General features: G+C 68.1%; 27 protein-coding genes. 13 read left to right on the forward strand and 14 right to left on the reverse strand.

What is annotated here, in order from left to right:
- Nucleotides 1–144: 144 nt before the first annotated feature.
- The 6 genes from pstB to A5727_RS17790 all read right to left on the reverse strand — a co-directional run bounded on the left by pstB (nucleotide 145) and on the right by A5727_RS17790 (nucleotide 5,897).
- Nucleotides 145–921: a phosphate ABC transporter ATP-binding protein PstB gene (gene pstB / locus A5727_RS17765; RefSeq protein WP_068252417.1), complete on the reverse strand. Its 777-nt coding sequence runs from the start codon at nucleotides 919–921 to the stop codon at nucleotides 145–147.
- 9 nt (nucleotides 922–930) lie between these two features.
- Entirely contained in the window at nucleotides 931–1,848 is a 918-nt protein-coding gene (gene pstA / locus A5727_RS17770) for a phosphate ABC transporter permease PstA (protein ID WP_068252420.1), read from the reverse strand.
- Complete coding sequence (gene pstC / locus A5727_RS17775; protein ID WP_068252422.1) at nucleotides 1,845–2,912, reverse strand: phosphate ABC transporter permease subunit PstC; 1,068 nt, start codon at nucleotides 2,910–2,912, stop codon at nucleotides 1,845–1,847. Before pstC ends, pstA begins: the two co-directional genes overlap by 4 nt.
- A gap of 36 nt (nucleotides 2,913–2,948) precedes the next feature.
- Nucleotides 2,949–4,076 carry a phosphate ABC transporter substrate-binding protein PstS gene (gene pstS, locus A5727_RS17780; protein ID WP_068252609.1) on the reverse strand — a complete coding sequence of 376 codons (1,128 nt, stop codon included), beginning with the start codon at nucleotides 4,074–4,076 and terminating at the stop codon, nucleotides 2,949–2,951.
- A gap of 139 nt (nucleotides 4,077–4,215) precedes the next feature.
- A complete protein-coding gene (gene mshD / locus A5727_RS17785; protein ID WP_068252425.1) occupies nucleotides 4,216–5,094 on the reverse strand; it encodes a mycothiol synthase in 879 nt (292 codons plus the stop codon).
- Nucleotides 5,091–5,897: a winged helix-turn-helix transcriptional regulator gene (locus tag A5727_RS17790; protein ID WP_068252428.1), complete on the reverse strand. Its 807-nt coding sequence runs from the start codon at nucleotides 5,895–5,897 to the stop codon at nucleotides 5,091–5,093. Before A5727_RS17790 ends, mshD begins: the two co-directional genes overlap by 4 nt.
- Nucleotides 5,898–5,986: 89 nt before the next feature.
- Between A5727_RS17790 and lmeA the strand changes: the two genes are divergently transcribed.
- From lmeA to A5727_RS17830, 9 genes are all read left to right on the forward strand, one after another.
- On the forward strand, nucleotides 5,987–6,841 hold the full coding sequence (gene lmeA, locus A5727_RS17795) for a mannan chain length control protein LmeA (RefSeq protein WP_068252432.1): 855 nt from the start codon (nucleotides 5,987–5,989) through the stop codon (nucleotides 6,839–6,841).
- Nucleotides 6,838–7,260, forward strand: a complete 423-nt coding sequence (locus A5727_RS17800) for a thioredoxin family protein (RefSeq protein WP_068252435.1) — start codon at nucleotides 6,838–6,840, stop codon at nucleotides 7,258–7,260. Before lmeA ends, A5727_RS17800 begins: the two co-directional genes overlap by 4 nt.
- Before the next feature lie 29 nt (nucleotides 7,261–7,289).
- Nucleotides 7,290–7,382, forward strand: coding sequence for an Ms5788A family Cys-rich leader peptide (locus A5727_RS28465; protein ID WP_353612266.1), 93 nt, complete (start codon nucleotides 7,290–7,292; stop codon nucleotides 7,380–7,382).
- Nucleotides 7,383–7,475: 93 nt separating this feature from the next.
- The gene (locus tag A5727_RS17805; RefSeq protein ID WP_068252439.1) at nucleotides 7,476–7,937 is read left to right on the forward strand and encodes a DUF4395 domain-containing protein; all 462 of its coding nucleotides are present in this window, start codon (nucleotides 7,476–7,478) and stop codon (nucleotides 7,935–7,937) included.
- A gap of 35 nt (nucleotides 7,938–7,972) precedes the next feature.
- A complete protein-coding gene (locus tag A5727_RS17810) occupies nucleotides 7,973–8,806 on the forward strand; it encodes a sulfurtransferase (RefSeq protein WP_068252442.1) in 834 nt (277 codons plus the stop codon).
- 4 nt (nucleotides 8,807–8,810) lie between these two features.
- Nucleotides 8,811–9,113, forward strand: a complete 303-nt coding sequence (locus A5727_RS17815; RefSeq protein WP_068252446.1) for a DUF1416 domain-containing protein — start codon at nucleotides 8,811–8,813, stop codon at nucleotides 9,111–9,113.
- 204 nt (nucleotides 9,114–9,317) lie between these two features.
- Nucleotides 9,318–10,004: a heme-binding beta-barrel domain-containing protein gene (locus A5727_RS17820; protein WP_068252449.1), complete on the forward strand. Its 687-nt coding sequence runs from the start codon at nucleotides 9,318–9,320 to the stop codon at nucleotides 10,002–10,004.
- A gap of 33 nt (nucleotides 10,005–10,037) precedes the next feature.
- Nucleotides 10,038–10,322 (forward strand): hypothetical protein, encoded by a 285-nt coding sequence (locus A5727_RS17825; protein WP_231992145.1) that lies wholly within the window; start codon nucleotides 10,038–10,040, stop codon nucleotides 10,320–10,322.
- A gap of 127 nt (nucleotides 10,323–10,449) precedes the next feature.
- A complete protein-coding gene (locus tag A5727_RS17830) occupies nucleotides 10,450–10,848 on the forward strand; it encodes a hypothetical protein (RefSeq protein WP_068252451.1) in 399 nt (132 codons plus the stop codon).
- A 237-nt stretch (nucleotides 10,849–11,085) separates the two neighbouring features.
- On the opposite strand, the gene A5727_RS17835 is transcribed toward A5727_RS17830, so the two are convergent.
- On the reverse strand, nucleotides 11,086–11,946 hold the full coding sequence (locus A5727_RS17835) for an aminodeoxychorismate lyase (RefSeq protein WP_068252621.1): 861 nt from the start codon (nucleotides 11,944–11,946) through the stop codon (nucleotides 11,086–11,088).
- A gap of 44 nt (nucleotides 11,947–11,990) precedes the next feature.
- On the opposite strand from A5727_RS17835, the gene ygfZ reads away from it, so the two are divergent.
- Together ygfZ and A5727_RS27085 are read left to right on the forward strand one after the other, a co-directional pair.
- Nucleotides 11,991–13,091, forward strand: a complete 1,101-nt coding sequence (gene ygfZ, locus A5727_RS17840) for a CAF17-like 4Fe-4S cluster assembly/insertion protein YgfZ (RefSeq protein WP_068252452.1) — start codon at nucleotides 11,991–11,993, stop codon at nucleotides 13,089–13,091.
- Between the two features lie 143 nt (nucleotides 13,092–13,234).
- Complete coding sequence (locus tag A5727_RS27085) at nucleotides 13,235–13,420, forward strand: DUF3073 domain-containing protein (RefSeq protein ID WP_082949875.1); 186 nt, start codon at nucleotides 13,235–13,237, stop codon at nucleotides 13,418–13,420.
- Between the two features lie 122 nt (nucleotides 13,421–13,542).
- On the opposite strand, the gene purM is transcribed toward A5727_RS27085, so the two are convergent.
- Nucleotides 13,543–14,625 carry a phosphoribosylformylglycinamidine cyclo-ligase gene (purM, locus tag A5727_RS17845; RefSeq protein ID WP_068252455.1) on the reverse strand — a complete coding sequence of 361 codons (1,083 nt, stop codon included), beginning with the start codon at nucleotides 14,623–14,625 and terminating at the stop codon, nucleotides 13,543–13,545.
- Between the two features lie 158 nt (nucleotides 14,626–14,783).
- On the opposite strand from purM, the gene A5727_RS17850 reads away from it, so the two are divergent.
- Nucleotides 14,784–16,112 (forward strand): NAD(P)H-binding protein, encoded by a 1,329-nt coding sequence (locus tag A5727_RS17850; RefSeq protein ID WP_082949876.1) that lies wholly within the window; start codon nucleotides 14,784–14,786, stop codon nucleotides 16,110–16,112.
- Nucleotide 16,113: 1 nt separating this feature from the next.
- Here A5727_RS17850 and A5727_RS17855 read toward each other — a convergent pair whose 3' ends face one another.
- Genes A5727_RS17855 through purF form a run of 5 tightly spaced genes read right to left on the reverse strand, consistent with a single transcriptional unit; the run spans nucleotide 16,114 to nucleotide 22,940 of the window.
- Entirely contained in the window at nucleotides 16,114–17,772 is a 1,659-nt protein-coding gene (locus A5727_RS17855) for an ABC transporter ATP-binding protein (protein WP_068252458.1), read from the reverse strand.
- The gene (locus tag A5727_RS17860; protein WP_068252461.1) at nucleotides 17,769–18,725 is read right to left on the reverse strand and encodes an ABC transporter permease; all 957 of its coding nucleotides are present in this window, start codon (nucleotides 18,723–18,725) and stop codon (nucleotides 17,769–17,771) included. The genes A5727_RS17855 and A5727_RS17860 overlap by 4 nt, the downstream gene beginning before the upstream one ends.
- A gap of 2 nt (nucleotides 18,726–18,727) precedes the next feature.
- Complete coding sequence (locus A5727_RS17865) at nucleotides 18,728–19,822, reverse strand: ABC transporter permease (protein ID WP_068252465.1); 1,095 nt, start codon at nucleotides 19,820–19,822, stop codon at nucleotides 18,728–18,730.
- Nucleotides 19,819–21,336: an ABC transporter substrate-binding protein gene (locus tag A5727_RS17870; protein ID WP_082949879.1), complete on the reverse strand. Its 1,518-nt coding sequence runs from the start codon at nucleotides 21,334–21,336 to the stop codon at nucleotides 19,819–19,821. Before A5727_RS17870 ends, A5727_RS17865 begins: the two co-directional genes overlap by 4 nt.
- A gap of 53 nt (nucleotides 21,337–21,389) precedes the next feature.
- Complete coding sequence (gene purF / locus A5727_RS17875) at nucleotides 21,390–22,940, reverse strand: amidophosphoribosyltransferase (RefSeq protein ID WP_068252471.1); 1,551 nt, start codon at nucleotides 22,938–22,940, stop codon at nucleotides 21,390–21,392.
- A 288-nt stretch (nucleotides 22,941–23,228) separates the two neighbouring features.
- Between purF and A5727_RS17880 the strand changes: the two genes are divergently transcribed.
- Nucleotides 23,229–24,563, forward strand: a complete 1,335-nt coding sequence (locus A5727_RS17880) for a DoxX family protein (RefSeq protein ID WP_068252474.1) — start codon at nucleotides 23,229–23,231, stop codon at nucleotides 24,561–24,563.
- Here A5727_RS17880 and A5727_RS17885 read toward each other — a convergent pair.
- Nucleotides 24,529–24,951 (reverse strand): sterol carrier family protein, encoded by a 423-nt coding sequence (locus tag A5727_RS17885; protein WP_068252481.1) that lies wholly within the window; start codon nucleotides 24,949–24,951, stop codon nucleotides 24,529–24,531. The two genes, A5727_RS17880 and A5727_RS17885, sit on opposite strands and share 35 nt — an antisense overlap.
- Between the last annotated feature and the right edge of the window lie 167 nt (nucleotides 24,952–25,118).

Below are 25,118 nucleotides of genomic sequence, written 5' to 3' on the forward strand. Positions count from 1 at the left end.
CCCCCCCCCCCCCCCCCCCCCCCCCCCCCCCCATTCTTTTTTAATGATACGGCGTACAACGATATCTACACTTATTCGATCGTCGGCATCGTCATTTGTGTATAATAGACCTGCGAAAGCAGGGGCCCTCAGTCGTGGGGAGGCTCAGCCGAACCGGCCGGAGATGTAATCCTCGGTCGCCTTCTGGGTGGGATTGGAGAAGATCTTCTCGGTGTCGTCGATCTCGATGAGCCGGCCCGGCTTGCCGGTGGCCTCGAGGTTGAAGAACGCGGTCTGATCGCTGACCCGCGCGGCCTGCTGCATGTTGTGCGTGACGATCACGATGGTGAAGTCCAGCTTCAGTTCGGCGATCAGGTCCTCGATCGCCAGGGTCGAGATCGGGTCGAGCGCCGAGCACGGCTCGTCCATGAGCAGCACGTCGGGTTGCACCGCGATGGCACGGGCGATGCACAGTCGCTGCTGCTGACCGCCGGACAGCCCGCCGCCCGGCTTGTCGAGACGGTCCTTGACCTCGTTCCACAGGTTCGCGCCGCGCAACGACCGCTCCGCGGTCTCATCGAGCGTCTTGCGGTTGCGGACGCCCTGAAGCTTCAGGCCCGCGACCACGTTGTCGCGAATCGACATGGTGGGGAACGGATTCGGCCGCTGGAAAACCATGCCGATGGTCTTGCGCACACCGACCGGGTCGACTCCGGAGGCGTAGATGTCGTCACCGTCGAGCAGGACCGAGCCCTGGACGCGGGCGCCGGGGATGACCTCGTGCATGCGGTTCAGCGTGCGCAGCACGGTGGACTTGCCGCACCCCGATGGGCCGATGAACGCGGTGACGCTGCGCGGTGGCACCGACAGTGAGACGTCGGCGACGGCGTGGAACGACCCGTAGTAGATGTTGACGTCCTTGAGGTCCAGACGCTTTGCCATAACGGACTCCTAAACCTTCTTCGGTGCAAAGAATTTCGCGACGAACCGGGCCGCGATGTTGAGAATGGCGATCAGCACGATCAGCGTCAGCGCCGCCCCCCAGAGGCGATCGGTGGGCACCGGGTTGGCGCCCGCGCCTGCCGAGGTCTGGTCGTACATCATGCCGGGCAGCGACCCCATGAAGCCGCCGAACATGTCGAAGTTGATGGCCTGCGCGTAGCCCACCAGGATCAGCAGCGGCGCCGTCTCCCCCATCACGCGGGCCAACGCCAGCATGATGCCGGTGACGATCCCCGACAGCGCGGTGGGGATGACGATGCGCGCGATGGTCTTCCACTTCGGCACGCCCAGCGCATAGCTGGCCTCCCGCAGGTCCATCGGGACGATGCGCAGCATCTCCTCGGTGGAGCGCACGATGACCGGGATCATCAGCAGGACCAGGGCCAGCGACACCGCGAATCCGGAGCGCTGGAATCCGAACGTGGCCACCCACAGCGCGTAGATGAACAGCGCTGCCACGATCGAGGGGACGCCCGTGAGGATGTCGACCATGAACGTGGTGATTCTGCCCAACCGCGTGCCGCCGCCGTACTCGACCAGGTAGATGCCGACGAACACGCCGACCGGGATCGAGATGGCCGCGCAGACCAGGCCCTGCAGCAGTGTGCCGACGATCGCGTGGTAGGCGCCGCCGCCCGCGGCGAACGCGGTCATACCGGCCTGGGAGTTGAACCACCACGTGCTCGAGGTGACCGCCCCGATGCCCTTGGAGACCACCGAATAGAGCACCCACACCAGCGGCACCAGGGCCACCAGCACCGACAGCGACACCAGGACCGTGGCCAGGTTGTCGACGATCCGGCGGCGCGTGCTCACACCACCGAAGGTGCGCGCCTTGACCGGCTGGTCCAATACGGAACTGGTCATGACCTGCCCTTCCCTGCGACCGCCGCGCGGGCCAGCGAGTTCACCACAAATGTCAGGATGAACAGCACCAGTCCGGCCGCGATGTAGGCGCCCGCCTTGTACTGGTCGTTGAATTCCGAGGCGGCCGCGGCGATCTTGCTCGCGAAGGTGTAGCCGGCGTCGAACAGCGACCACCCGAACGCCTGCTGCGTGCCGCGCAGGATGATCAGCAGCGCGATGGTCTCACCGAGTGCGCGGCCCAGGCCCAGCATCGCCCCGCTGATGTACCCCGACATGCCGAACGGCAGCACCGTCGTCCGGACCACCTCCCACCGGGTGGCGCCGAGCGCGAGCGCGGCTTCGATCTGCCCGCGCGGGGTCTGCACGAACACCTCGCGGGTGACGGCGGTGATGATCGGCAGGATCATCACGGCCAGCACGATCCCGGCGGTGAAGATCGTGCCACCTCCGGCCACCGACGCGTTGCCCGTGGCGAAGAGGAACAGCCAGCCCAGGTACTCGTTGAGCCACAGCGCGAACGGTTGCAGCACCGGCGCCAGCACGTACAGGCCCCACACGCCGTAGATGATCGACGGCACGGCGGCCAGCAGGTCCACCAGATAGGCCAGCGGCCCCGCGACGCGTCGCGGCGCGTACTGGGTGAGGAAGATCGCGATCCCCAGCGCCACCGGCATGGCCAGCATCAGCGCGAAGACCGACACGAACACAGTGACCTGGAGCAGGTCGAGGATGCCGAACTTCATCGCCGACGTGTCGGTGGTGACCCAGTTCCCGCCGTAGAGGAAGAAATTGGCCTCGTTGCGGGACAGCGCCGGGATGGCCCGCCACAGCAGGAACAGGCCGATGGCGGCGATCAGCGCGATGATGAAGATGCCCGAACCCTGCGCCAACCAGCGGAAGACCCGGTCACCCAGGCGAACTCTGGCGCCGCGGCCGGGGTCGGTCGAGATGGGTTCCGGCTCAGGGAACGGGGAGGCGAGGACCTCTCCGGAGCCCGCATCGGCTGGGTTCGGGGTCGTCACAACACCACCATCGCCGATCCTGTCACTAGTAGATCTCGTCATACATCCTCACCGCCTCCGTGCCGATTCGCAGGGGTACTACGCAATGGCATCGATCGCCGCGGTGAGCCGCGCCTTGAACTTATCCGGCAGCGGAACGTAGCCCGCAGCGGAGAGCCCACTCTGGCCCTCATTGGCGGCGACTGTCATGAATGAACGCACTGCAGCCGCGGTGTCGGCGTCGTACCCCTTGGAGCACACGATGTTGTAGGTGGCCAGAACCAGCGGGTAGGCGCCGGGCTCCCGGGTGCCGTACAGCGACGCCAGGTCGAGCACCAGATCGTGGCCCTCGCCGGCGAACTTCGCCGTGTCGATGGCCTTCGCCGCCGACTCATCGGTGAGTTCCACCGCACCGCTGCCGGTGTCGATCTGCGCGAACGGCACACCTGCCTGCTCGGCGAAACCCTTTTCGACGTACCCGATCGACCCGGGTGTGGCCTTCACGGCCTGCACCACGCCGGCCGACTTCTGCGCACCCTCGCCCGCGCCGCCCTGGAATTCGCTGCCGGCCCCCTTGGTCCAGCTCTGCGGAGCGGCGGTCTCGAGGTACTTCTGGAAGTTGTCGGTGGTGCCCGAGGAGTCCGAGCGGAAGATCGGGGTGATGGTGGAGTCCGGCAGCGTCGCACCCTCGTTGAGTGCCGCGATCGCGGGGTCGTTCCACTTGGTGATCTGCCCGCCGAAGATCTTGGCCAGCAGGTCCGCGTTGACGACGAGCTTGTCGACGCCGTCCAGGTTGTAGGCCAGTGCGATGGGCCCGAACACCAGCGGCAGGTTCCACGCCGGGTTGTCACCGCAGCGTTTCGCGGCCTGCTGGACCTGCTCGCCCTTGAGGGCCGAGTCCGAACCGGCGAAGTCGACGTTCTTGGCGATGAACTGCTCGCGCCCGGCGCCCGAACCCGTGGGGTTGTAGGCGAGGTTCTTGCCGGGGCAGGCCTGCCCCCAGGCCTGGTTGAACAGCGCGATGGCGTTCTGCTGCGCCGTCGAACCCTCCCCAGTCAGAGTGTTCTTGCCCTCACAGTTGGCGGTGCTCGACGTCGTGCCGGCGGCCGACGTTCCGGATCCTGCGGGCGTGTTGTTGTCACTGCCGCATGCCGTCAATGCCAGACCGGCGACCGCCGTCGCCGAGACCGCGGTCAGAACGGACCTGCCAAAGGTGTTGCGCTTCACCGAACCCACTTCCTGTGCGCCTGATGGACCTGCTGTATCCCTCGGCAAGGTATGCGCTGGTGATGGACAGATCCCGCATGGCGGGTGAACGCGACATGAACAGCTGCGTGAACGACGGGTAGCGGCGGGCTGTGAGTTTCTAACCGCGCGCGTAGGCGGTGTCGACGCTGTGCACCGTGAAGCCCAACCGTTCGTATGTCCGGACCGCCGCGGTGTTGTCCGACTCCACGTAGAGCATCACGACGGGCTCCGGATACGACATCAGGCGCTGTGCGAGGTGACGCATGCCGACCGCGGTGAGGATGCCGCCCAGACCGCGGCCCTGCGCGTCTGGGTCCACGCCCACCACGTACACCTCGCCGAGGCCGCCGGGATCCTTGTGCACCTTGGTCCAGTGGAAGCCCAGCAGATGGTCGGTGCCGGCGTCGAACGCCAGGAACAGGCCGTCGGGGTCGAACCAGGACTCGTCGCGGCGTTCGGCGAGGTCGGCCTCGGTCCATCCACCCTGTTCGGGGTGCCAGGAGAAGGCCGCGTTGTTGACGCGCAGGAGTTCGGCGTCGTCGTCGGGCCCCGCATACGTACGAATCTCGGTGTGCGGGGCGTCGCCGACCACGGGCAGGTCGCTCAGGGGGCGTCGCATCTGCATCAGCCGGCGCACCGGCACCAGACCTGTCGCGCCGGCGGTGGCCTCGGCGGCGGGCAGCGTGCCGTGGGCCCAGAATCGGATCCGGTCCGACCGCTGCAGGGCCGCGCGGATCAGGTCGGCGCCCACACCCCGCCTGCGCGCGGACGGATGCACGACGAGTTCGGCCATCTCGGGGGTCAGGTTGAGGTATCCGATCGCAGCCCCGGTGTCGTCGCGTGCCAGCAGGTGCTCGGTGCGCCGCTGGCCGAGTTCCCGGATCACCTGTTCGCCGACGGGTGCAACACCGTCGAATTCTGTTGCGGCTCTGATTATTTCGACGACGGAAAGCTGCTCATCGGACGTCAGCGCCGCACGCCAGGACAGCTCGGTCACTGGCTGCGCAGCGGATCGGCGAAGGCTTCGGCCTCCGCGCCGAGGGCGTCGTCGTCGCCGACGAGGTCGTCCTGGGCGAGCTCGTCGGCGAACTCGGCCTCCGCAGCACCGGGATCGGCGACCGGCGGACGCCCACGGGTGGGCCGGACCGCCTTGTAGCCGACGTTGCGGACGGTGCCGATCAGTGACTCGTACTCGGTGCCCAGCTTGGCGCGCAGTCGCCGGACGTGGACGTCGACGGTGCGGGTGCCGCCGAAGAAGTCATAGCCCCAGACCTCCTGCAGCAGTTGCGCGCGGGTGAACACCCGGCCCGCGTGCTGCGCGAGGTACTTGAGCAGTTCGAACTCTTTGTAGGTCAGGTCGAGCGGGCGACCCCGCAGGCGCGCGGTGTAGGTGCCCTCATCGATCACCAACTCGCCGAGGGTGACCTTGCCGGCACTCTCCTGGCTGGCCACTCCCCCACGCCGGCCCACCAACAGGCGCAGCCGGGCGTCGATCTCGGCGGGCCCGGTGCTCGGCAGCAGGATTTCGTCGAGACCCCATTCGACGTTCACCGCGACCAGGCCACCCTCATTGACCACGGCCACCACGGGAACACCGGTGTTGGTGGTCCCGAGCAGCCGACACAGGCCGCGTGCGGCCGCAAGATCCGTGCGCGCGTCGACGATCGCCACATCAGCGGTTCCGGCTTCGAGCAGGGAGGACACTTCGGTCGGGGCAGAGCGGACGTTGTGGGCCAGCAGAGCCAGCGACGGAAGCACGGACTCCGGATGTGGGTCGACGGTGAGTAGCAGCAGCTCCAACTGGGCCTCCAGAGACCAGGGGTTATCCCCCTAGATTCATGGCCGACACATCGTCGTTACCGACCAGGTTCACCTAACGATAACCTGACATGTGCTGCTCAGCCCTGTTGAACGGCCATGAGAAGCAGGTAGGACACAATGGCGGCGTGCGGAGATTCGTGACCCGGAGCGCTGTGGCCGCGCTGACCGTCGTGCTCGTTGCCGTCGCCGTGGACTTCGGAGCCGCGATCTTCGCCGAGTACCGGCTGTCCCGCGCGGTCCGCAGCGCCGCGCAACTGCAGTGGGATCCGTCCGTGGCCATCCTCGGGTTTCCGTTCATCCCGCAGGCCACGCGTCACCACTTCGATGAGGTCGAGATCAAGGCCAACGACGTCGAACACAGACACGTCGGGCGCGCGTCGCTCGAGGCCACCATGCACTCGATCGGACTGACCGACTCGTCGTGGCTGGTCAGGCAGGATGCTCCGCTGCCGATCGGCAAGCTCGAAAGTCGGATCATCATCGACTCCGCCCACCTGGGCGCATTCATGGGCCTCAAGGACCTGATGGTGGAGGCGCCGACCCGCGAATCCAACGACGCGACCGGAGGCACCACCGAATCCGGCATCTCCGGCAGCCAGGGCCTGGTGTTCACCGCGACGCCGAAATCGGCCGGGCTCGACGAGCGGGTCAGCGTCTCGGTCGACCTCTCAATCGAGGGCCCCGAGCGCACGACGCTGGTGTTCACGCCGACGGACGTGCTCACCGGTCCCGGCACCGCCGATCAGGACGTGCCCGACGAGAACCGCGCCGCGGTGCTCGCGGCTTTCTCCGCGCGCCTGCCCGACCAGCGCCTGCCGTTCGGCGTCGCGCCGACCAGCCAGGGCGCCCGTGGGTCTGATGTGATCATTGAGGGGATCACCGAGGGAGTGGAAATCACGCTGGCGGGGTTCACACAACCATGAACACATCTGTGGGCCTCACGATCGTCATCGTGATCGCCGTTCTGGGGGTCGGCTATCTGGTCGGCCGGCTGATCACGCTGCGGTCGGGGATGCTGCGCGACGCCGCCAAGGCCGCCGCCGTCGACACCACGGGGTTGGGTCTGTCCGAAACCGGGCCCACGGTGCTGCACTTCACCGCGACATGGTGCGGCCCCTGCGCCGCTGTGCGCCGGGTCGTGGACACGGTGTGCGCCGACCTGCCCTCCGTCGCGCATGTGGAGATCGACATGGACGACAATCCCGAGGCCGCGCGCCGACTTTCGGTGCTGTCGCTGCCGACGACGATCATCTTCGATCGCGACGGCCACCCGCGATACCGGACCACCGGTGTTCCCAATGCCGGTGACCTGCGGTCAGCGCTCGAGCCACTATTGGCCTGATCACGGTCTCATTGGGTAAGCTGTCCGGCGTGTCAGCCCGCCTTGAGCTTTCGCTCACCAAGCGCCGCGCAGTCGATCTGTGCCGCGTTGCGGGTTGTTGCTGTTGTTGTTGTTGCCGCTGAGTCGCTGCGCGTTCTTCGCGTCGCACCCCGCGAGCAGCCTCTGTGGCCTGTTCACGCCCAGCCCAAAGACAACACAGCAGGAGCACCACCACCATGTCGAACGTCAACACACCTGATCAGGTCGATGTCAGAGGTCCCAGGTTCGTCGCCTGGGTGACGACGGCCGTCCTGATCGCGACGCTGCTCATCTCCTCGTTCAGCACGGTGGCCGCGGCGACACTGCTGGGCCTGCAGGCTGTGGTCTTCGCCATCGGAGCTTCGCTGGGACCCCGTCAGCATCCCTACGGCCGCATCTTCGCCGGCCTCATCGCACCCCGACTGGGGCCGGTCACCGACCGCGAACCGACGCCCCCGCTGAAGTTCGCGCAGCTGGTCGGATTCGTCTTCGCGGTCGTCGGCACCGCCGGATTCGCCCTGGGCAGTGCACCGGTCGGTCTGACGGCGACCGCATTCGCACTGTTCGCGGCGTTCCTCAACGCAGCCTTCGGCATCTGCCTGGGCTGCCAGATCCACCCACTCGTCGCTCGTCTGCGGCGCACCCGAGTCACCACTTAGAAACCCCACGCACCGCAATCGAAAGGACCCACTTCATGGCACGCTCCGATGTCCTGGTCTCCACTGACTGGGCCGAGAGCAATCTCGACGCGCCGAACACCGTTTTCGTCGAGGTCGATGAGGACACCAGCGCCTACGACACCGGCCACATCGCCGGCGCCGTCCGACTGGACTGGAGGACCGACCTGCAGGATCCCGTCAAGCGCGACTTCGTCGACGCCGCGCAGTTCTCGAAGCTGCTGTCCGAGCGCGGCATCAGCAACGACGACACCGTGATCCTCTACGGCGGCAACAACAACTGGTTCGCGGCCTACGCGTACTGGTACTTCAAGCTCTACGGCCACGAGAACGTCAAGCTCCTCGACGGCGGCCGCAAGAAGTGGGAGCTCGACGGTCGCCCCCTGACCGCCGATCCCGTCTCGCGTCCGCAGACCAGCTACACCGCCAAGGAACCGGACAACAGCATCCGCGCCTTCCGCGACGAGGTCATCGCAGCCATCGGCGAGAAGAACCTGGTCGACGTGCGCTCTCCCGACGAGTTCTCCGGCAAGATCCTGGCCCCGGCCCACCTGCCGCAGGAGCAGAGCCAGCGTGCCGGCCACATTCCGACCGCCATCAACGTGCCGTGGAGCAAGGCGGCCAATGAGGACGGCACCTTCAAGTCGGACGAGGATCTCGCCAAGCTCTACGCCGAGGCCGGCCTCGACGGCCAGAAGGAGACCATCGCGTACTGCCGCATCGGTGAGCGCTCGTCGCACACCTGGTTCGTGCTGCAGGAACTTCTGGGCCACCAGAACGTCAAGAACTACGACGGCAGTTGGACGGAATACGGCTCCCTGGTGGGTGCCCCGATCGAGTTGGGAAGTTAAGAACATGTGCTCAGCCCCTAAGCAAGGACAGGCAGTGCCCGCGGGTGTCGACCTGGAGAAGGAGACCGTGATCACCGGTCGAGTGGTCGACGACTCCGGCCAGACCGTGGGCGGCGCCTTCGTCCGGCTGCTCGACTCCTCCGACGAGTTCACCGCTGAGGTCGTCGCGTCGGCCACCGGTGACTTCCGGTTCTTCGCCGCGCCGGGCACCTGGCGCGTGCGGGCCCTGTCGAAGGTCGGCAACGGTGATGTCGTGGTGGCGCCCACCGGCGCCGGCATCCACGAGGTCGACGTCAAGGTCGCTTAGTCGCTTCCAGTCGGTTCCCGCCGCACGTGAGCAATTTCGCACTCGTGTGGCGGGGACCGGCGCGACTGGCGCAGACGTCAAGAACTAGACTCATCGACGTGGTTCTGTTCTTCGAATTCATGCTCGTCGCGGCCGTCGTGGTCATCACGTGGTTCGCGTTGTACGCGCTGTACCGGCTGATCTCGGACGAGTCCTGACCGGCTGATGCCCGGCAGCGACGCCGTCCCCGGCGCGACCCCTGGTCCAGACGACCGCGCGACCCCCGGTTCGGGTGACCGCGCGGTGGCCGCCCAGGCCGAGCGCGCCAAGGTCACCGCGGGCCGCAACATCCCGGTCTTCGACGACCTTCCGGCACCGGCCGACACCGCCAACCTTCGGGAAGGCGCGGATCTGCACGATGCGCTGCTCGCACTGCTGCCGTTGGTCGGTGTGTGGCGTGGCGAGGGCGAGGGCCGGGGTGCGCACGGCGACTACCGCTTCGGGCAGCAGATCGTCGTCTCGCACGACGGCGGCGACTACCTGAACTGGGAAGCCCGGTCCTGGCACCTGGATGACGAGGGCAACTACCAGCAGCACGCGCTTCGCGAGACCGGCTACTGGCGCTTCGTCACCGACTCGGGCGATCCGTCCGAGTCACAGGCCATCGAACTGCTGCTCGCGCATTCCGCGGGGTACGTGGAGCTGTTCTACGGCCGCCCCCTCAACCAGTCCTCGTGGGAATTGGTGACGGATGCGCTGGCGCGCAGCAAGTCCGGAGTCCTGGTCGGCGGCGCCAAACGGTTGTACGGCATCATCGAGGGCGGTGACCTGGCCTACGTCGAGGAACGGGTCGACGCCGACGGTGGCCTGGTTCCGCACCTGTCGGCCCGCCTGTCGCGATTCGCCGGCTGATCCCGGCCAACAGTCAGACCCAGGGAGAACACTGTGCTGTCATGTCGTAGCCGCGCGGTCGCGGCGGGCTGGATCGCGGCCGCGCTGGCCGTGACGGTCGTGGGATGCGGGTCCGAACCGTCTCCGGCCGATCCCACCGAAACCAGTCAGGCCCCAGGCACCTCCGAGCACGGTTCGTTGGCGCACTGCCTGCATGAGCACGGGATCGACGAGTCCGCGGTGTCCCCCGCCGGACCTCCGCCGGGTGTGGACCCGGGCACCTGGGACAAGGCCATGCAGGCCTGCAGTCCGCTCGGCCCCGGTCCCGCCGCTCCGTAAATTCTTGAACTCCGGTGTGATCCCTTTGCGCCGCGCTCTCACAGCGCACTGCTAAGCGGTCGATAACCCACACCAAGCAGGCGTCCATACCGTCGGTTGGGACACCCCCCACGCAAGGAGTTCTGCTGTGTCCCTTCGACTTGTCGTCGCGACGTTCGGTCTCACGGTCGCGTTGTCGGGTGCGATCGTCGGCTGTTCGTCCGATTCCACAGAGGCCACCTCGACGACGGGATCCGCGTCGCCGACGGCCGCCGACCGTCAGGCCTTCACCGACTGCATGACCGAGAACGGAATCCCCGCGCCGCCGGAAGGCGGCCCCGGCGGACCCGCGCCCGACGGACCGCCGCCGGGAGCGCCCCAGGGACCCGGTGGACCGCCGCCCGGTGCACCGGATGGACCGCCACCCGCCGGTGCACCTGAGCCGGGTCGGGGCACACCCCCGTCACCGCCGGACGTGGACCGGGAGACCTGGGACAGGGCGATCGAGGCGTGCGCCTCGTTGGCCCCCACCCCGTCACGAGGCTGAGCCCGAACATGGAGCGGCCCCCGAGCCGTGTTCCGGTTTGGACTAGACCGAGGGCTCGGGGGCCGGGTGGCTGCTTGGAATTCGCCAGCGCGCGCAGGTGAATTTCCTCGCCTGGTGCTGCTAGCGGGCAGCCACCTCACATGTCCATATGTCACTCAATGTGTCGGACCACCTCCTTCCCTGTGTACGGCCGACCGTACTCGCGCAGTCCCGGAGGTACAAGGGATTTTCGTTCGCTCAGCGCGCAGCGGTGAGGGCTCGGTCGACCATGCTCGCGAACTCGCGGCCGAGCCCCGAAGTCTGCAGCGGCCGGTCGTCCAGCGTGTGCACCCGAGCCCCCAGCGTGATCGCCGAGATCAGCCAAACTCCTTGGGCCGCAAACAGATCAGCGGGCCGCAGAGCCCGCAGGTCGCAGTCATACCCCTCCGCGCGAGCCACCTCGAACAGCGCCTGCTGGGTGGTGCCGCGCAGGATCGGATACCACGGCGGCGGGGTCAGGAACCCGGGCCGGCCGTCGATGTCGGTGGCGATCACCACCGTCGATCGCGGTCCCTCGAGGATGTAGCCGTCGGAGCTGACGAAGATCACGTCGTCGGCACCGAGGGTCGCCGCATGCCGCAGCGCGGCCATGTTCACCGCGTACGACAGCGTCTTGGCACCGGCCAGCAGCCAGGGCATCGCGTCCGTGCCCGCGGAGGGCAGCCCGCGGTCGAGCAGGACGGCCCTGACCCCCGCGCGGCGCGCCGTGTGCACGCGCTTCGCCAGGGGGTTCACCGTCACATACGCCGTCGGCGGGGACCCGCTCTCGCGGCCGCGCGTGTAGACCAGCCGCAGCGCCCCCTCGTCCTGCGTCTGCGCTGACCATTCGACCGAGGCCTTGTCGATGGCCGCCCGCCACGCGGCAAGATCAGGGGCGGGGAGGTCAAGCATCGCCGCCGAGTTCGTCAGGCGCGCCAGATGTGCCTCGACGAGGCAGGGTCGGCCGCCGCGCACCAGCAGCGTCTCGAACACGCCGTCCCCGCGCACCGCCGCCAGATCGTCGGCGTGCAACAACGGCACGTCGGGATCGCGCACTTCGCCGTCGAGAGTGACCACCACCGCCATGGGCACACAGCCTAGGCGGTGGTCCGTAGAGTTGACCTGTGTCAGCTGTCCCCGCACCTGAAGACGGCCCCGACTCGGGCGCCGTGTGGCATTACGGCGACCCGTTGGGCGAGCAGCGCGCCGCGGCGCACGAGGCGGTCGTGGTCGACCGCTCGCATCGCGGCGTCCTCACCCTCACCGGATCTGAGCGGCAGAGCTGGCTGCACACCATCTCCAGCCAGCACGTGGCCGCACTGCCTGACGGCGCCAGCACGCAGAACCTGAGCCTGGACGGTCAGGGCCGCGTCGAAGACCACTGGCTCCAGACCGAGCTCGGCGGCGTCACGTACCTGGACACCGAGCCCTGGCGGGCCCAGCCGCTGCTGAACTTCCTGACGAAGATGGTCTTCTGGGCCGACGTGACGCCGGCCGCGGGTGATTTCGCGGTGCTGTCGCTTCTCGGCCCCCGGTTGGCGGGCGACGAGGTGCTGACGGCCCTGGGGATCTCCGGCCTGCCCCAGGAGATGTCCGCGACACCCCTGGCCGGCGGCGGATTCGTCCGTCGGATGCCCAGCGTCCCGGACGGTCCACCCGAGATCGACCTCCTCGTCCCCCGCGAGGCCAAGGCGGACTGGCTGGCCCGGCTGGGCGGCGCCGGTGTGCGCCCGGCGGGTGTGTGGGCCTATGAAGCGCACCGCGTCGCGGCCCTGCGGCCCCGGCTGGGCCTCGACACCGACGAACGGACCATCCCACAGGAAGTCGGCTGGATCGGCGGCCCCGGCATCGGTGCCGTGCACCTGGACAAGGGGTGCTACCGCGGCCAGGAGACGGTGGCGCGCGTGCACAACCTGGGCAGGCCACCGCGGATGCTGGTGCTGCTGCACCTCGACGGCGACGCCGACCGCCCGGCAACCGGTGATCCACTGCTTGCCGGCGGACGTGCGGTGGGCCGGCTGGGCACGGTGGTGGACCACGTCGACGAGGGCGCCATCGCCCTGGCACTGCTCAAGCGCGGACTGCCCGCCGAGACACCCCTGACCAGTGGAGGTGACGTCGCGGTGGCGGCGGTCATCGACGCAGACTCGCTGCCCCCGGCCGACGGCATCGGGGCCGGGCGGGCGGCCGTCAACAAGCTTCAGGCGCGCGGGCGAAGCCAGTGAGGACCTGGTGTGATGCTCGCCGCGCCCAGCCCTGACAGCGGAGCGCCTCGGGGCACGGTAAGCTGGTCGCAGGACAATAAACAGACACAGATCGGAGCCGCCTGATTTCGGGCCGCTCCGTTATTGCGCGAGGGGGTTCCCCCATGGGCCGCGGCCGGGCTAAGGCAAAGCAGACCAAGGTTGCACGAGAGCTTAAGTACAGCTCTCCACAGACCGATTTTGAGCGGCTTCAGCGCGAGCTGGCCGGGTCGGAGAGCGGTAACAACGCGCTCGACGACGGGTTAGCCGACGATCCTTGGAGGGATGACGAGGACAGCTGGCGCCGCTAGCTGTCACGTTCCCACCCCTCGGCACCTCAGCGCCCCTGGTCGGCCAGTCCAGCCGACCGGGCGCTGATGTCCTGCCCGCCTCCGCGTCAGACCACGAGTGCTGCACGTCAGCCCGCGGGTGATTAGAACCGCGGGTGGCGGCCCACCAGCGTGGCGCGTTCGCCGTCCTTGGTGCCCTTGTTCACGGTGCCCAGCGTCCAGCAGTTCAGATGCCGGGCGGTCAGGATGGCCAATGCGCGGTCGGTGTCCTCCGGCGCGACGACGGCCACCATGCCGACGCCCATGTTGAACGTCTTCTCCATCTCGGCGCGCTCGATCCGTCCGCGCTGCGCGATCATGCCGAACACCGGTGCGGGCGTCCAGGTGCCCCGGTCAAGCTCCGCGACCAGTCCCGGAGGCATGACGCGCTCCAGGTTGCCCGCCAACCCGCCACCGGTGACGTGGCAGAACGTGCGGACCTGCGTCTCGGCGGCCAGCGCCAGGCAGTCCTTGGCATAGATCCGGGTGGGCTCCAGCAGTTCCTCGCCGAGCGTGCGGCCGAACTCCTCGACGTGGCCGGCGAGGTTCATCCGGTCGATCTCGAGCAGCACCTTGCGGGCCAGCGAGTAGCCGTTGGAGTGCAGCCCCGAGGACCCCATCGCGATGATCACGTCGCCGGGGCGGACGCGGTCGGGGCCGAGCACGTCGTCGGCCTCGACGACACCCACGCCGGTGGCGGAGATGTCGTAGTGGTCAGGTTCCATCAGCCCGGGATGTTCGGCGGTCTCGCCGCCCAGAAGCGCACACCCGGCCTGCACACATCCCTCGGCGATGCCGGCCACGATGGCCTGCACCCGCTCGGGCACCGTGCGGCCCACGGCGATGTAGTCCTGCAGGAACAGCGGTTCGGCTCCGCACACCACCAGGTCGTCGACCACCATCGCCACCAGGTCCAGGCCGACGGTGTCGTGTTTGTCCATGGCCTGCGCGACGGCGAGCTTGGTGCCCACGCCGTCTGTCGAGGAGGCCAGGAGGGGCTCGCGGTAGCCACTGCGCAGGGCGAACAGGCCGGCGAAGCCGCCGAGGCCGCCACGGACCTCGGGCCGGGTCGCCTTCGCCGCGAGCGGCTTGAACAGTTCCACGGCGCGATCGCCCGCTTCGATGTCGACCCCGGCCGACGCGTAGGAGATGGCAGGAACAGCGGGATCTTGAGCACGATCGGTCATCGGGCCTCAATCTACCGGTCGGCTCGGTGGCTCGACAGCCGGACCTTGGCACCGAGGGCTCGCGACTCACCCGATCGTTTCCCTGGCGCGGGTTCGGGCAATCCGAACGCGGCGTGGCTCCGAATCACAGATGGGTCGCCAAATGGGAGGAGCCCGCATTGTCTCGCTGTCTGGTCACCGGTGCCACCGGCTACATCGGCAGCCGGTTGACTCCGGTGCTGCTCGCCGAGGGCCATCAGGTCCGCACCCTGGTGCGCAACCCCGACAAACTCGCGTCGGTGCCGTGGCGCGGGGACGTCGAGGTGGCGCGTGGAGATCTCGGCGACCCCGAGTCGCTGAGGCAGGCCTTCGACGGCGTCGACGTCCTGTACTACCTGGTCCATTCGATGGGCACGGCCTCGGACTTCGCAGATGCTGAGCGGACGGCGGCGGCCAACGTCGCGGCGGCCGCAAAGCAGATGGGCGTGCGCCGCATCGTGTACCTGGGCGGTCTGCACCCCGCCGATGCGAGGCTGTCGCCGCACCTGGAGTCGCGCACCCTGGTCGGCGACACGTTGATGAGCTCGGGCGTGGAGACCGTGGTGCTGCAGGCCGGCGTCGTCGTCGGCGCTGGGTCAGCGTCGTTCGAGATGATTCGGCACCTCACCGACCGCCTGCCGGTGATGACGACCCCGAAGTGGGTGCACAACAGGATTCAACCCATCGCCGTCGGCGACGTGCTGCACTATCTCGCGCAGTCCGCGACGGCCCCGTTCCCGCAGACCCGCGCGTGGGACATCGGCGGCCCCGATGTGCTGCGGTACGGCGAGATGATGCAGGTCTACGCAGAGGTGGCGCGACTGCGACGGCGGCGGATCCTGGTGCTGCCGTGGCTGACCCCCTCGATCGCGAGCCTGTGGGTCGGGCTCGTCACGCCGATCCCGGCGGGCCTGGCCCGTCCCCTCGTCGAGTCCCTGCACTGTGACGCCGTCGCCGACGACCGCGACATCGACGCCGTCATCGCGCCACCGCCGGGCGGGCTGACCGGCTACCGCGACGCGGTCGAGCGCGCGCTGGCCCAGCAGCAACGCACGGCCGTCGAACCGCCCTGGTCGACAGACCCGGCGGATCCATTGCCCAGTGATCCCGAATGGTCGGGGGCGCACGCACGGGTCGCCACGCAGGAGACCACCACCCACACCGACACCACCTCGGCGCTGCGCCGCGTGACCCACGGCGTCGGCCGCGGATGGCGAACAGTCGGAGACGGCTCCGAGGGCACGCTCGTGCTCAGCGCGCGCGAGCCGATGGGCCAGGTGCGGCTCGAACTGAGCCCGGCCTCGGGCGTCGGCGGACGCGCCGCGGTCGGACACCGCAGCGTCCTGGTGCCCCGCGGTCTGCTGGGCCAGGTCTACGCCGCCACGGTGTGGCCGATCCGGCGCCGCCTGCTGCACCGACGGATCTCCGCGCTGCTCGCGTCGGGTGAGCCGTCGGTGAAAACCCACTGACTCAGTCGAACAGCCCGGCCGACGCCTCCCGCCTGCGGCGCTGCTCGGTCGGATCAGGCACCGGTACGGCGGCCACCAGTCGCCTGGTGTACTCGGTCTGTGGGCTGCGCAGGATGGCGTCGGGGGTGCCGATCTCCTGCAGCACCCCGTTGCGCAGCACCGCGATCTCATCGGCCAGCCGGTCGACGACCGCGAGGTCGTGGCTGATGAACAGGCAGGCGAACTGCCACTCCCGCTGCAGTTCCTCGAAGAGGTCCAGCACCGAGGCCTGCACGGACACGTCAAGTGCGCTGGTCGGTTCGTCGGCGACCAGCAGGTCCGGTCCAAGCGCTAGAGCCCGGGCCAGGTTGGCGCGCTGACGCTGGCCGCCGGAGAGTTCGTGCGGGTAGCGCTCGGCGGTGTCCTTGGGCAGCCTCACCGCGTCGAGCAGTTCGGCCACCCGCGTCCGCAGCTTCTCGCCCTTGGCGACCTTGTGCACCAGTAGGGGTTCGGCCACGCAGTCACCCACGCGCAGGCGAGGATTCAGTGACGTCGCGGGATCCTGGAAGACGAACCCGAACCTGCCTCGCACAGGCCGCAGTGCGCGCTGACTCAGACCCGTGATCTCCTGACCGAGGATCGTGACCGTGCCCGATGTCGGCCTCTGCAGCGCCGCGACACAGCGGCCGATCGTGGACTTGCCTGAGCCCGACTCACCCACCAGACCCAGGGTTTGCCCGCGCGCCACCTTGAGGCTGACGTCATCGACCGCTTTGAAGGGCGCGCCGCCGATGGGGCCGGGGAACTGCACGGTCAGTCCGCTGACCTCGAGCACCACCGGGGCGTCCTCGTCCGTCGCGGCCTTCCCGGTGTGGCCCTGCCCCAGATGTGGCACCGCGTCGAGCAGAGACCGGGTGTAGTCGGCCTCCGGCGCCCCGAAAAGCTTCTCCACCGAGGCGATCTCGACCACCTTGCCGGCGTTCATCACCACCACCCGGTCGGCCAGGTCAGCCACCACACCCATGTTGTGGGTGATCAGGACGATCGCGCTGCCCAACCGGTCACGCAGATCGCGCAGCAGTTCGAGGATCTCGGCCTGGACCGTGACGTCGAGGGCCGTGGTCGGCTCGTCGGCGATGATCACGGCGGGGTCGCATGCGATCGCGGTGGCGATCACCACGCGCTGTTTCTGGCCGCCGGACAACTGATGCGGGTAGTAGTCATAGCGATGCTCGGGGTCGGGCAGACGGACCAGGCGCAGCAGTTCGACCGCGCGTTCCCGGGCCTCCCGGCGATTCATGTTCGAGTGCGCACGTACGGCCTCACTGATCTGGTAGCCGACCGTGAACAGCGGATCCAGCGCGGCGCCCGGTTCCTGGAACACCATCGCGATGTCCTTGCCGCGCAACGCCGTGAACTGTCTGTCCGACAGCGTGGCGACGTCGCGGTCCCCCAGCCGCACGGTGCCGCTGACCCGAGCGGTGTCGGGCAGCAGACCGATCGCGGCCCGCGACGACACCGATTTCCCCGAGCCCGACTCCCCCACCACCGCAAGCACTTCGCCGGGGTGGACGTCGAACGACACCTCATCGACGGCCTGCACTGATCCGGCGTCGGTGGCGAAACTGACCGACAGTCGCTGGAACGACAGCGCCGGCGCGGACTGAGTGGTTTCGGTCATCTGCCCTCCGACCGACGGGTGCGCAGCAGCGGGTTCATAGCCTCGTTGACGCTCTCACCGACCAGGGTCATGCCGAGCACCACCAGCACGATGGCCGCGCCGGGGAACACGGCCGTCCACCAGATGCCGTTGGAGATGTCCGACAGGGCCTTGTTGAGGTCGTAGCCCCATTCTGCGGCCTGGGTCGGCTCGATCCCGAAACCGAGGAATCCCAGGCCGGCCAGCGTCAGGATCGCCTCGGCGCCGTTGAGCGTGATGATCACCGGCAGCGACGATGTCACGTTGGACAGGATGTGCCGGAACAGGATTCGCGACGTGCTCGCACCCGTCACGCGAGCCGCGTCGACGAAGGGTTCGGCCTTGATCGCCACGGTCGCATTCCGCACCACGCGGAAGTACTGCGGTACAAAGACCGCCATGATGGCGACCGACGCGGACAGGATGCCGCCCAGGGTGCCCGACTGCCCGGCCGCCAGCACCACCGACACCACGATCGCCAGCAGCAGCGACGGCATGGCGTACAGCGCGTCCATCACCATGACCAGCACGCGATCCAGCCAGCCTGACAGGTAGCCCGACACCAGGCCCAGCACCACCCCGACGACCAACGAGATCACCATGGACAACACGATCACCATCAGGGCCGTGCGGGCGCCGTAGATCACGCGGGAGTACACGTCCTCGCCTCGCACCGAGGTGCCGAACCAGTGTTCCGCCGAAGGGGCCTGCTGGCGGGCGAATTCGACGCCGTCGGCGCCGGTCTGGGCGAATCCGTAACGCGCGAGCAGCGGGGCGAAGACCGCGATCAGGATGAAGGCCGCCACCAGCACGAGGCCCGCGATGAGGGTGGCGCGCTGCAGCCCGTGCGTCGACCGCAGGAGGCCCAGGCCCGGGAAGGACCGCCGCTTGGGGGTCCCGACGACGATGGTCTCGACTCCGGCCGCCTGTGTCATGACTAGAACCGCACTCTCGGGTCGATCAACGCCACCGCCAGGTCGATCACGAAACTCATCACCGCGACGATCAGCGCGATGATCGTCACGATGCCCTGTACCGCGACGAAGTCCCGCGCCGAAAGATAATGCGCCAACTGCAGTCCCAGGCCGTTCCACTCGAACGTGGTCTCGGTGAGCACCGCGCCGCCGAGCAGAAGCGCGACCTGCATCCCCATCACGGTCACCACTGGCACCAGCGCATTGCGGAACGCGTGCCTGCGGGTGACCACGCCCGGGGACAGGCCGCGGGCCTTGGCGGCGTCGACGTACCCGGACCGCAGCGTCTGGAGCATGTTGACGCGAACCAACCGCAGGAACACTCCGGCCGTGAGCAGTCCGAGCGCCAGCGCCGGCAGGATCGCGTGCAACAGCACGTCGACGATGTAGGTCGAGTCGCCGTAGAGGATCGCGTCGACGATCATGATGTTGGTCTGCGGACGCACCTCCGACAGCGCGATCTCCGTGGAGGCGCTCGACCGCCCCGATGCGGGCAGCCAGCCGAGCTTGACCGAGAACAGCAGCTTTCCCAGCATGCCGACGAAGAACACCGGCGCGGCGTAGAAAAGCACCGCGAGCAGCCGCAGGCTCACGTCGGACCACCGGTCCCGGTGGGTGGCGGCGAAGAGCCCCAAGGGAATTCCCAGAGCCAAGGCGATCAGCAGCGACCAGAACGCCAGTTCCAGGGTGGCTGCGCCGTTGACCAACAGGATGTCGGTGATCGGCCTGCGGTCCGTCAGCGTGGTGCCGAAGTCACCGCGGAACAGGCCCGCGATGTACTCCCAGTACTGCGTCAGCAGCGGACGGTCGAATCCGGCGTCGGCCTTGCGTTCGGCGATCTGCGCCGGGGTCAGGCGTCCGCCCGCCGCCGCGGTGATCGGGTCACCGATGCCGCGCATCAGGAAGAACACGAGGGTGACCAGGAACCACGCGGTCGGGATGATCAGCAGGGCGCGCACCCCAAGGTAGCGCGACAACGCGCCGAACCGGGACGGCCCACCGCGGCGAGTGGCAGGGGCCGGGGCCGCGCTGGGACCGGTGTCCACGGTGACGGTCATGAGACTTTCCTCAGCGGTGTGAACTGGAACTTGAACGACTTGTCCAGCAGCACACCGTCGATGTCCTTGCCCGCCACAGCAATCTGCTTCCCGGTGAGCAGCGGAAGAGTGGAGATGTGGCTGCTTGCCATCAGATCCTGGATCCGCTCGATCATCGCCGTGCGTCGCCCCGGGTCGGGTTCGGTGGCCTCATCGGTGATCAACTTCGTGATCGCGTCGTCCTCGAAATGGTTGCCCACGAAGTTGTCCGGCAGAAAGAAGGGCGTCAGGTAGTTGTCGGCGTCCGGGAAGTCGGGGAACCAGCCGAGCTGGTACAGGGGGTACGCGTCGGCGACCCGTTCCTTGGTGTAGGTGACCCATTCGGTGGACTGCAGGTTCACGTCGAACAGGCCCGTGCTGTCCAACTGGCCTTTGATCGCCGCGTACTCCTCCGACGAGGAGACACCGTAGTGGTCGGGGTTGTACTGCAGGTTGAGCCGAACCGGGATGGGCAGACCGGCGCGTTCCAGGTACTGCCGCGCCTTGGCCACGTCCGGTTTCTCGCCGTAGATGTCCTTGAATGCTTCGTTGGCCCCCGCGATGCTCTCCGGCACAACAGAATATGCTGGCGAGTAAGTGCCCTTGTAGACATCTCGGGAGAGCGCCTCGCGGTTGATCGACGAGGCGACCGCCTGACGAACGGCCAGCTTCTGTTCCGGGGTGGAACCGGGCATGGTCACCATGTTGAACACGATGTAGCGCAGTTCGCCGCCGGGACCTTCGTGCACCACGAGGTTCGGGTTTCTGCGCAGTCCCTCGATGTCGGTGGAGGACAGGCTGCGCCACGCCACGTCGATGGCACGGTTGGCGATGTCGAGTTTCAGGTTGTCGCTGTTGGCGTAGTACTTCAGGCCCACCAGTTGGGTTTTCGGCTCGCCCAGCAGCCCTCGGTATTCGGAGTTGGCCTTGAGTCCGATGAGTTCATTCTTGCGGTGGGTCGTCATGGTGAACGGCCCGGAGAAGGGTTCAGCCTCGGCGATCGCGTTGTCGTCCAACAGCTTGTCCGGCGGGAACACCTCTTCATCGACGACCGGCCCGGCGTTGGTCGCGAGCACCTGAGGGAAGGTCTGGTCGTTGGGCAGCTTCAACGTGAACACCACGGTCAGCGGGTCCGGGGTCGCGATGCTGTCAAGGTTGGCCAGCAGCGACTGCGGACCGTTGGGGTCGTTGATGACGTTCTCGCGGTCGAACGAGAACTTCACGTCCGAGGACGTCAGCTCGTTGCCGTTGGCGAACTTGAGGTTTGGCTTCAGCACGCAGGTGTAGACCGTCGGCGCGGAGAACGCACAGTGCTCGGCGAGATCGGTCTTGAGTTCTCCCGTGCCCGGCACGAAGTTCATCAGGAACCCGTAGACCTGGTTCATCACCTGGAAGGACCCGTTGTCGTAGGACCCCGCCGGATCCAACGTCGCGACCTTGTCGGTGGTGCCGACGGTCAGGTACTCACCGCTGACGGCGTCGTTGGGTCGCCCCAGCCCACAGCCACTTGCCAGCAGAGCGGTGAGGGCAATCGCGACTACCCGCCAGATCACGGGCGCCGCAGCGCAGAAGCGTTGTCGTTGTCCGATTGGGCAACACTAACCGGCGCTCCACCGGTGCGCGCGGCATTCGCGAGCATGTGTTCGACGACGTTCTTGCCCAACGCCGTCTCACTGGGCAGTTCGATCGGGTAGACGCCGTCGAAGCACGCGCAGCACAGGCGGGTGGCGGGCTGCTCGGTGGCGCTGATCATGCCTTCCAGCGAGATGTAGCCCAGCGAGTCCGCACCGATGGCATGCCGCACGGCGTCGAGCATCTCGTCCTGGGAGCCCTCGGCGTTGGCGGCGTTGGCGATCAGTTCGGCCGGAGAGGCGAAGTCGATGCCGTAGAAGCAGGGCCACTTCACCGGCGGGGAGGCGATGCGGACGTGCACCTCGACCGCGCCGGCCTCCCGCAGCATCCGGATCAGGGCACGCTGGGTGTTGCCGCGCACGATCGAGTCGTCCACCACGACGAGTCGCTTGCCGCGGATCATCTCGCGCAGCGGGTTGAGTTTGAGCCGGATGCCCAATTGGCGGATGGTCTGGGAGGGCTGGATGAACGTACGGCCGACGTAGGCGTTCTTCATCAGGCCCTGCCCGAACGGGATGCCGGACTCCTGCGCGTAGCCGACGGCCGCCGGGGTGCCGGACTCCGGAACTCCGATCACCAGGTCGGCGTCAATGGGCATCTCCCGGGCCAGGCGCCTGCCGATGTCGACTCGAGTGGAGTGCACCGACCGCCCGACCAGCGTGCTGTCGGGGCGGGCGAGATAGACGTACTCGAAGACGCAGCCCTTGGGGGTGGGATTGGCGAAGCGCGTGGACCGGACACCGTCGGCGTCGATGGCCAGCAGTTCGCCCGGTTCGATGTCGCGGACGAAGGAGGCGCCGACGATGTCGAGCGCCGCGGTCTCCGAGGCCACCACCCAGCCGCGGTCCAGGCGACCCAGCGACAGGGGACGCACGCCGTGGGGGTCGCGCGCCGCGTAGAGGGTGTTCTCGTCCATGAAGGTCAGGCAGAACGCGCCGCGCACCGTCGGCAGCAGTTCGAGGGCTGCCTGTTCGAGGCTCGAATCGGCGGCGCCGTGCGCCAGCAGCGCGCCGAGGATGTCGGAGTCGGTGGTCGCCGCCGGAGTGCCCGCGCTGCCCATCACACCCGCGTCGCGAGCGCGCGACGCCAATTCGGTGGTGTTGACCAGGTTGCCGTTGTGTCCGAGTGCGACGCCGGTGCCCGCCGTGGTGTTGCGGAACACCGGTTGAGCGTTCTCCCAGGTGGTCGAACCGGTGGTCGAGTAACGACAGTGTCCGATGGCGACGTGACCCTGCATCGCGGCCAGGGTCTGCTCGTCGAACACCTGACTGACAAGACCGAGATCCTTGAAGACCAGGACTTGAGTGCCGTCGGCAACGGCGATGCCAGCGGCCTCCTGACCGCGGTGCTGCAGCGCGTAGAGGCCGTAATAGGTCAGCTTGGCGACATCTTCGCTGGGTGCCCAGACTCCGAATACGCCGCATTCTTCGCGGGGGGAGTTCTCGAGGTCGATCGACTGCTCAGTCACGTTTGCGGGCTGCTCCCTGACGAGGGGTTGGTGACAAGGTCCGAGTCTACGGCCAGTTGACGACCGATACAGCCAGGTGCAACCCATTTTGCGGCTCACCCATGCCCGCGGTGGCCAATCTCACATCTCCGCCAAATCTGGCACACTCCGCCACCAATGCGCCATCGAAACGTGGCGTACAGAGCCAAACAGATTGCCGCACTGGCCTTTCGGGGTCAGCGGTCGGCGATGATCCGCGGCCGCAGGTAGCATCGGCCGGCGACCACCGACACCGATTCCGGAGGGCGCATGAGCGCGGTCGACACCGACGACGTGAAGCAGATCACCACCGATGACCGCACCGGCCCGTCTTGGCATCCGCTCACCCGCGTCGTGTTCCGGTTCGGCGTCGTCTACCTCGGGTTGTTCTGCCTGCTGTTCGCCCAGGTCATTTTGGCGTTCACCGGCCCAGTCTCGCACTGGCTGCCCGACGGTGCCGTGCTGTGGCAGATGGCGACACTGGCGCCCGTCTTCGGCTGGGTGGGCCGCACGGTGTTCGGCGCCGAGGCCAACCTGCACCTCGACTCCAACAGCGGGGACCAGGCCGCCATCTGGGTCATGGTGTTCTGCCTGCTGCTGGCGGCCGCGGCGGCGACCGCGGTGTGGAGCGTCCTGGACCGGCGCCGATCTGCGTACCCGCGCCTGCAGGCGTGGTTCCTGACGTTTCTGCGGCTGTGTCTGGGCGGGCAGATGCTGTTCTACGGCATGGCCAAGCTGATTCCGACGCAGATGCCCGCGCCGCCCCTGAGTGCGCTGCTGCAACCCTACGGCGATCTCAGCCCCGCCTCGGTGCTGTGGCTGCAGGTCGGCTCGTCGCATCCGTACGAGATGCTGCTCGGCGCGGCTGAGGTGCTGGGCGGGCTGCTGCTGTTCGCACCACGCACCGCCACGCTCGGCGCGCTGGTCAGCGCGGGCTGCATGGGCCAGGTGTTCATCCTGAACATGACGTTCGACGTCCCGGTCAAGATCCTGTCATTTCACCTGCTGCTGGTCGCCCTGGTGCTGCTGGCACCGCAGATCCGCCGCCTGGCCGACTTCCTGGTGCTGCAGCGGGTCGCCGCACCGCCGTCACAGCCGGCGCTGTTCGCCTCGGGCCGGGCCAACCGCGTCGCGGCGTGGGTTCAGGTGCTGCTCGGCGTGTGGATGCTCGCCGGTTCGGCGTTCGCCAGTTGGACCGCGTGGCGGGAGTACGGCGGCGGCAGCCCGGAACCGCCGCTGTACGGGATGTGGACCGTCACCGAGTTCGACCGCGACGGCGCGGCGGTTCCACCGCTGGCCACCGATGAGCACCGCTGGCGACGCCTGGTCATCGACACCCCGGGCGCGGCCACCATTCAGCGCGTCGACGGCAGCCTGGCCACGGTGCCCGCAGAGGTGGACCCGCAGGCGCACACCCTGACGATCGCCGCACCGGAGGTCGTGGCGACCTTCGCATTCACCCGCGACGGCGCCGACGACCTGCACCTGGAGGGCGAACTGGCCGGGCGATCCGTTCGGATCGACCTCCGACGGACCGACCCCGCAGACTTCACCCTGCTCAACCGGGGGTTCAACTGGGTGCAGGAGTATCCGTACTTCCGCTGAGCAGACCAGGGAACAGCGGCAGCCGTGTGGCCACCTCGCCCGCTCGCGCCCCCGAGAGCGTCAACCGGCCCGCCCCCACCGCGTCGGCGACGGTCAGCTGCCCCGTCACCAGACCCAGCCAGGTGCGGGCATCGGTCTCCACGACGTTGGGCGGCGTACCTCGGGTGTGCCGCGGGCCTTCGATGCACTGCACCGCCACGAAGGGTGGGACACGCACCTCGACCGAGGCACCGGGCGCCTCCGCGGCCAGGGTTCGGGCGGTGAGGCGCACGGCCTCGGCGAGTTCGGCGCGCGCGGGCGCGGGTGCCTCGGGGTCGGCAAGCCAGCCCGCCAGCGCCGCCACCGCGGCGCGCGACCTTGCCGGATCAGCGGTGCGACGAGCGGCCATACCCCAGGTTCTCAGACGGTGGACCGGCGCCGGGAAGCGGGCGCGGTGCTGATGGTGGGGAACCACCCGCGGCGGTGTCGGGTGCATTCACACCCCGGAGCACACCATCGCCCCGTGACCCGTTGACCTCAACCATGGTTCAGGTCATACCGTGGCGGCCATGCCCT

Origin of the sequence: Mycobacterium sp. ACS4331 (assembly GCF_001667265.1) — a bacterium.
In the GTDB taxonomy this organism is placed as follows: Bacteria; Actinomycetota; Actinomycetes; order Mycobacteriales; family Mycobacteriaceae; genus Mycobacterium.

Coding starts and splice junctions, on each gene's coding strand:
- pstB (WP_068252417.1), bottom strand. CDS start 921: ATGGCAAAGCGTCTGGACCTCAAGGACGTCAACATCTACTACGGGTCG.
- pstA (WP_068252420.1), bottom strand. CDS start 1,848: ATGACCAGTTCCGTATTGGACCAGCCGGTCAAGGCGCGCACCTTCGGT.
- pstC (WP_068252422.1), bottom strand. CDS start 2,912: ATGACGAGATCTACTAGTGACAGGATCGGCGATGGTGGTGTTGTGACG.
- lmeA (WP_068252432.1), top strand. CDS start 5,987: ATGTGCTGCTCAGCCCTGTTGAACGGCCATGAGAAGCAGGTAGGACAC.
- A5727_RS17800 (WP_068252435.1), top strand. CDS start 6,838: ATGAACACATCTGTGGGCCTCACGATCGTCATCGTGATCGCCGTTCTG.
- A5727_RS17805 (WP_068252439.1), top strand. CDS start 7,476: ATGTCGAACGTCAACACACCTGATCAGGTCGATGTCAGAGGTCCCAGG.
- A5727_RS17810 (WP_068252442.1), top strand. CDS start 7,973: ATGGCACGCTCCGATGTCCTGGTCTCCACTGACTGGGCCGAGAGCAAT.
- A5727_RS17815 (WP_068252446.1), top strand. CDS start 8,811: ATGTGCTCAGCCCCTAAGCAAGGACAGGCAGTGCCCGCGGGTGTCGAC.
- A5727_RS17820 (WP_068252449.1), top strand. CDS start 9,318: ATGCCCGGCAGCGACGCCGTCCCCGGCGCGACCCCTGGTCCAGACGAC.
- A5727_RS27085 (WP_082949875.1), top strand. CDS start 13,235: ATGGGCCGCGGCCGGGCTAAGGCAAAGCAGACCAAGGTTGCACGAGAG.
- purM (WP_068252455.1), bottom strand. CDS start 14,625: ATGACCGATCGTGCTCAAGATCCCGCTGTTCCTGCCATCTCCTACGCG.
- A5727_RS17855 (WP_068252458.1), bottom strand. CDS start 17,772: ATGACCGAAACCACTCAGTCCGCGCCGGCGCTGTCGTTCCAGCGACTG.
- A5727_RS17860 (WP_068252461.1), bottom strand. CDS start 18,725: ATGACACAGGCGGCCGGAGTCGAGACCATCGTCGTCGGGACCCCCAAG.
- A5727_RS17865 (WP_068252465.1), bottom strand. CDS start 19,822: ATGACCGTCACCGTGGACACCGGTCCCAGCGCGGCCCCGGCCCCTGCC.
- A5727_RS17880 (WP_068252474.1), top strand. CDS start 23,229: ATGAGCGCGGTCGACACCGACGACGTGAAGCAGATCACCACCGATGAC.
- A5727_RS17885 (WP_068252481.1), bottom strand. CDS start 24,951: ATGGCCGCTCGTCGCACCGCTGATCCGGCAAGGTCGCGCGCCGCGGTG.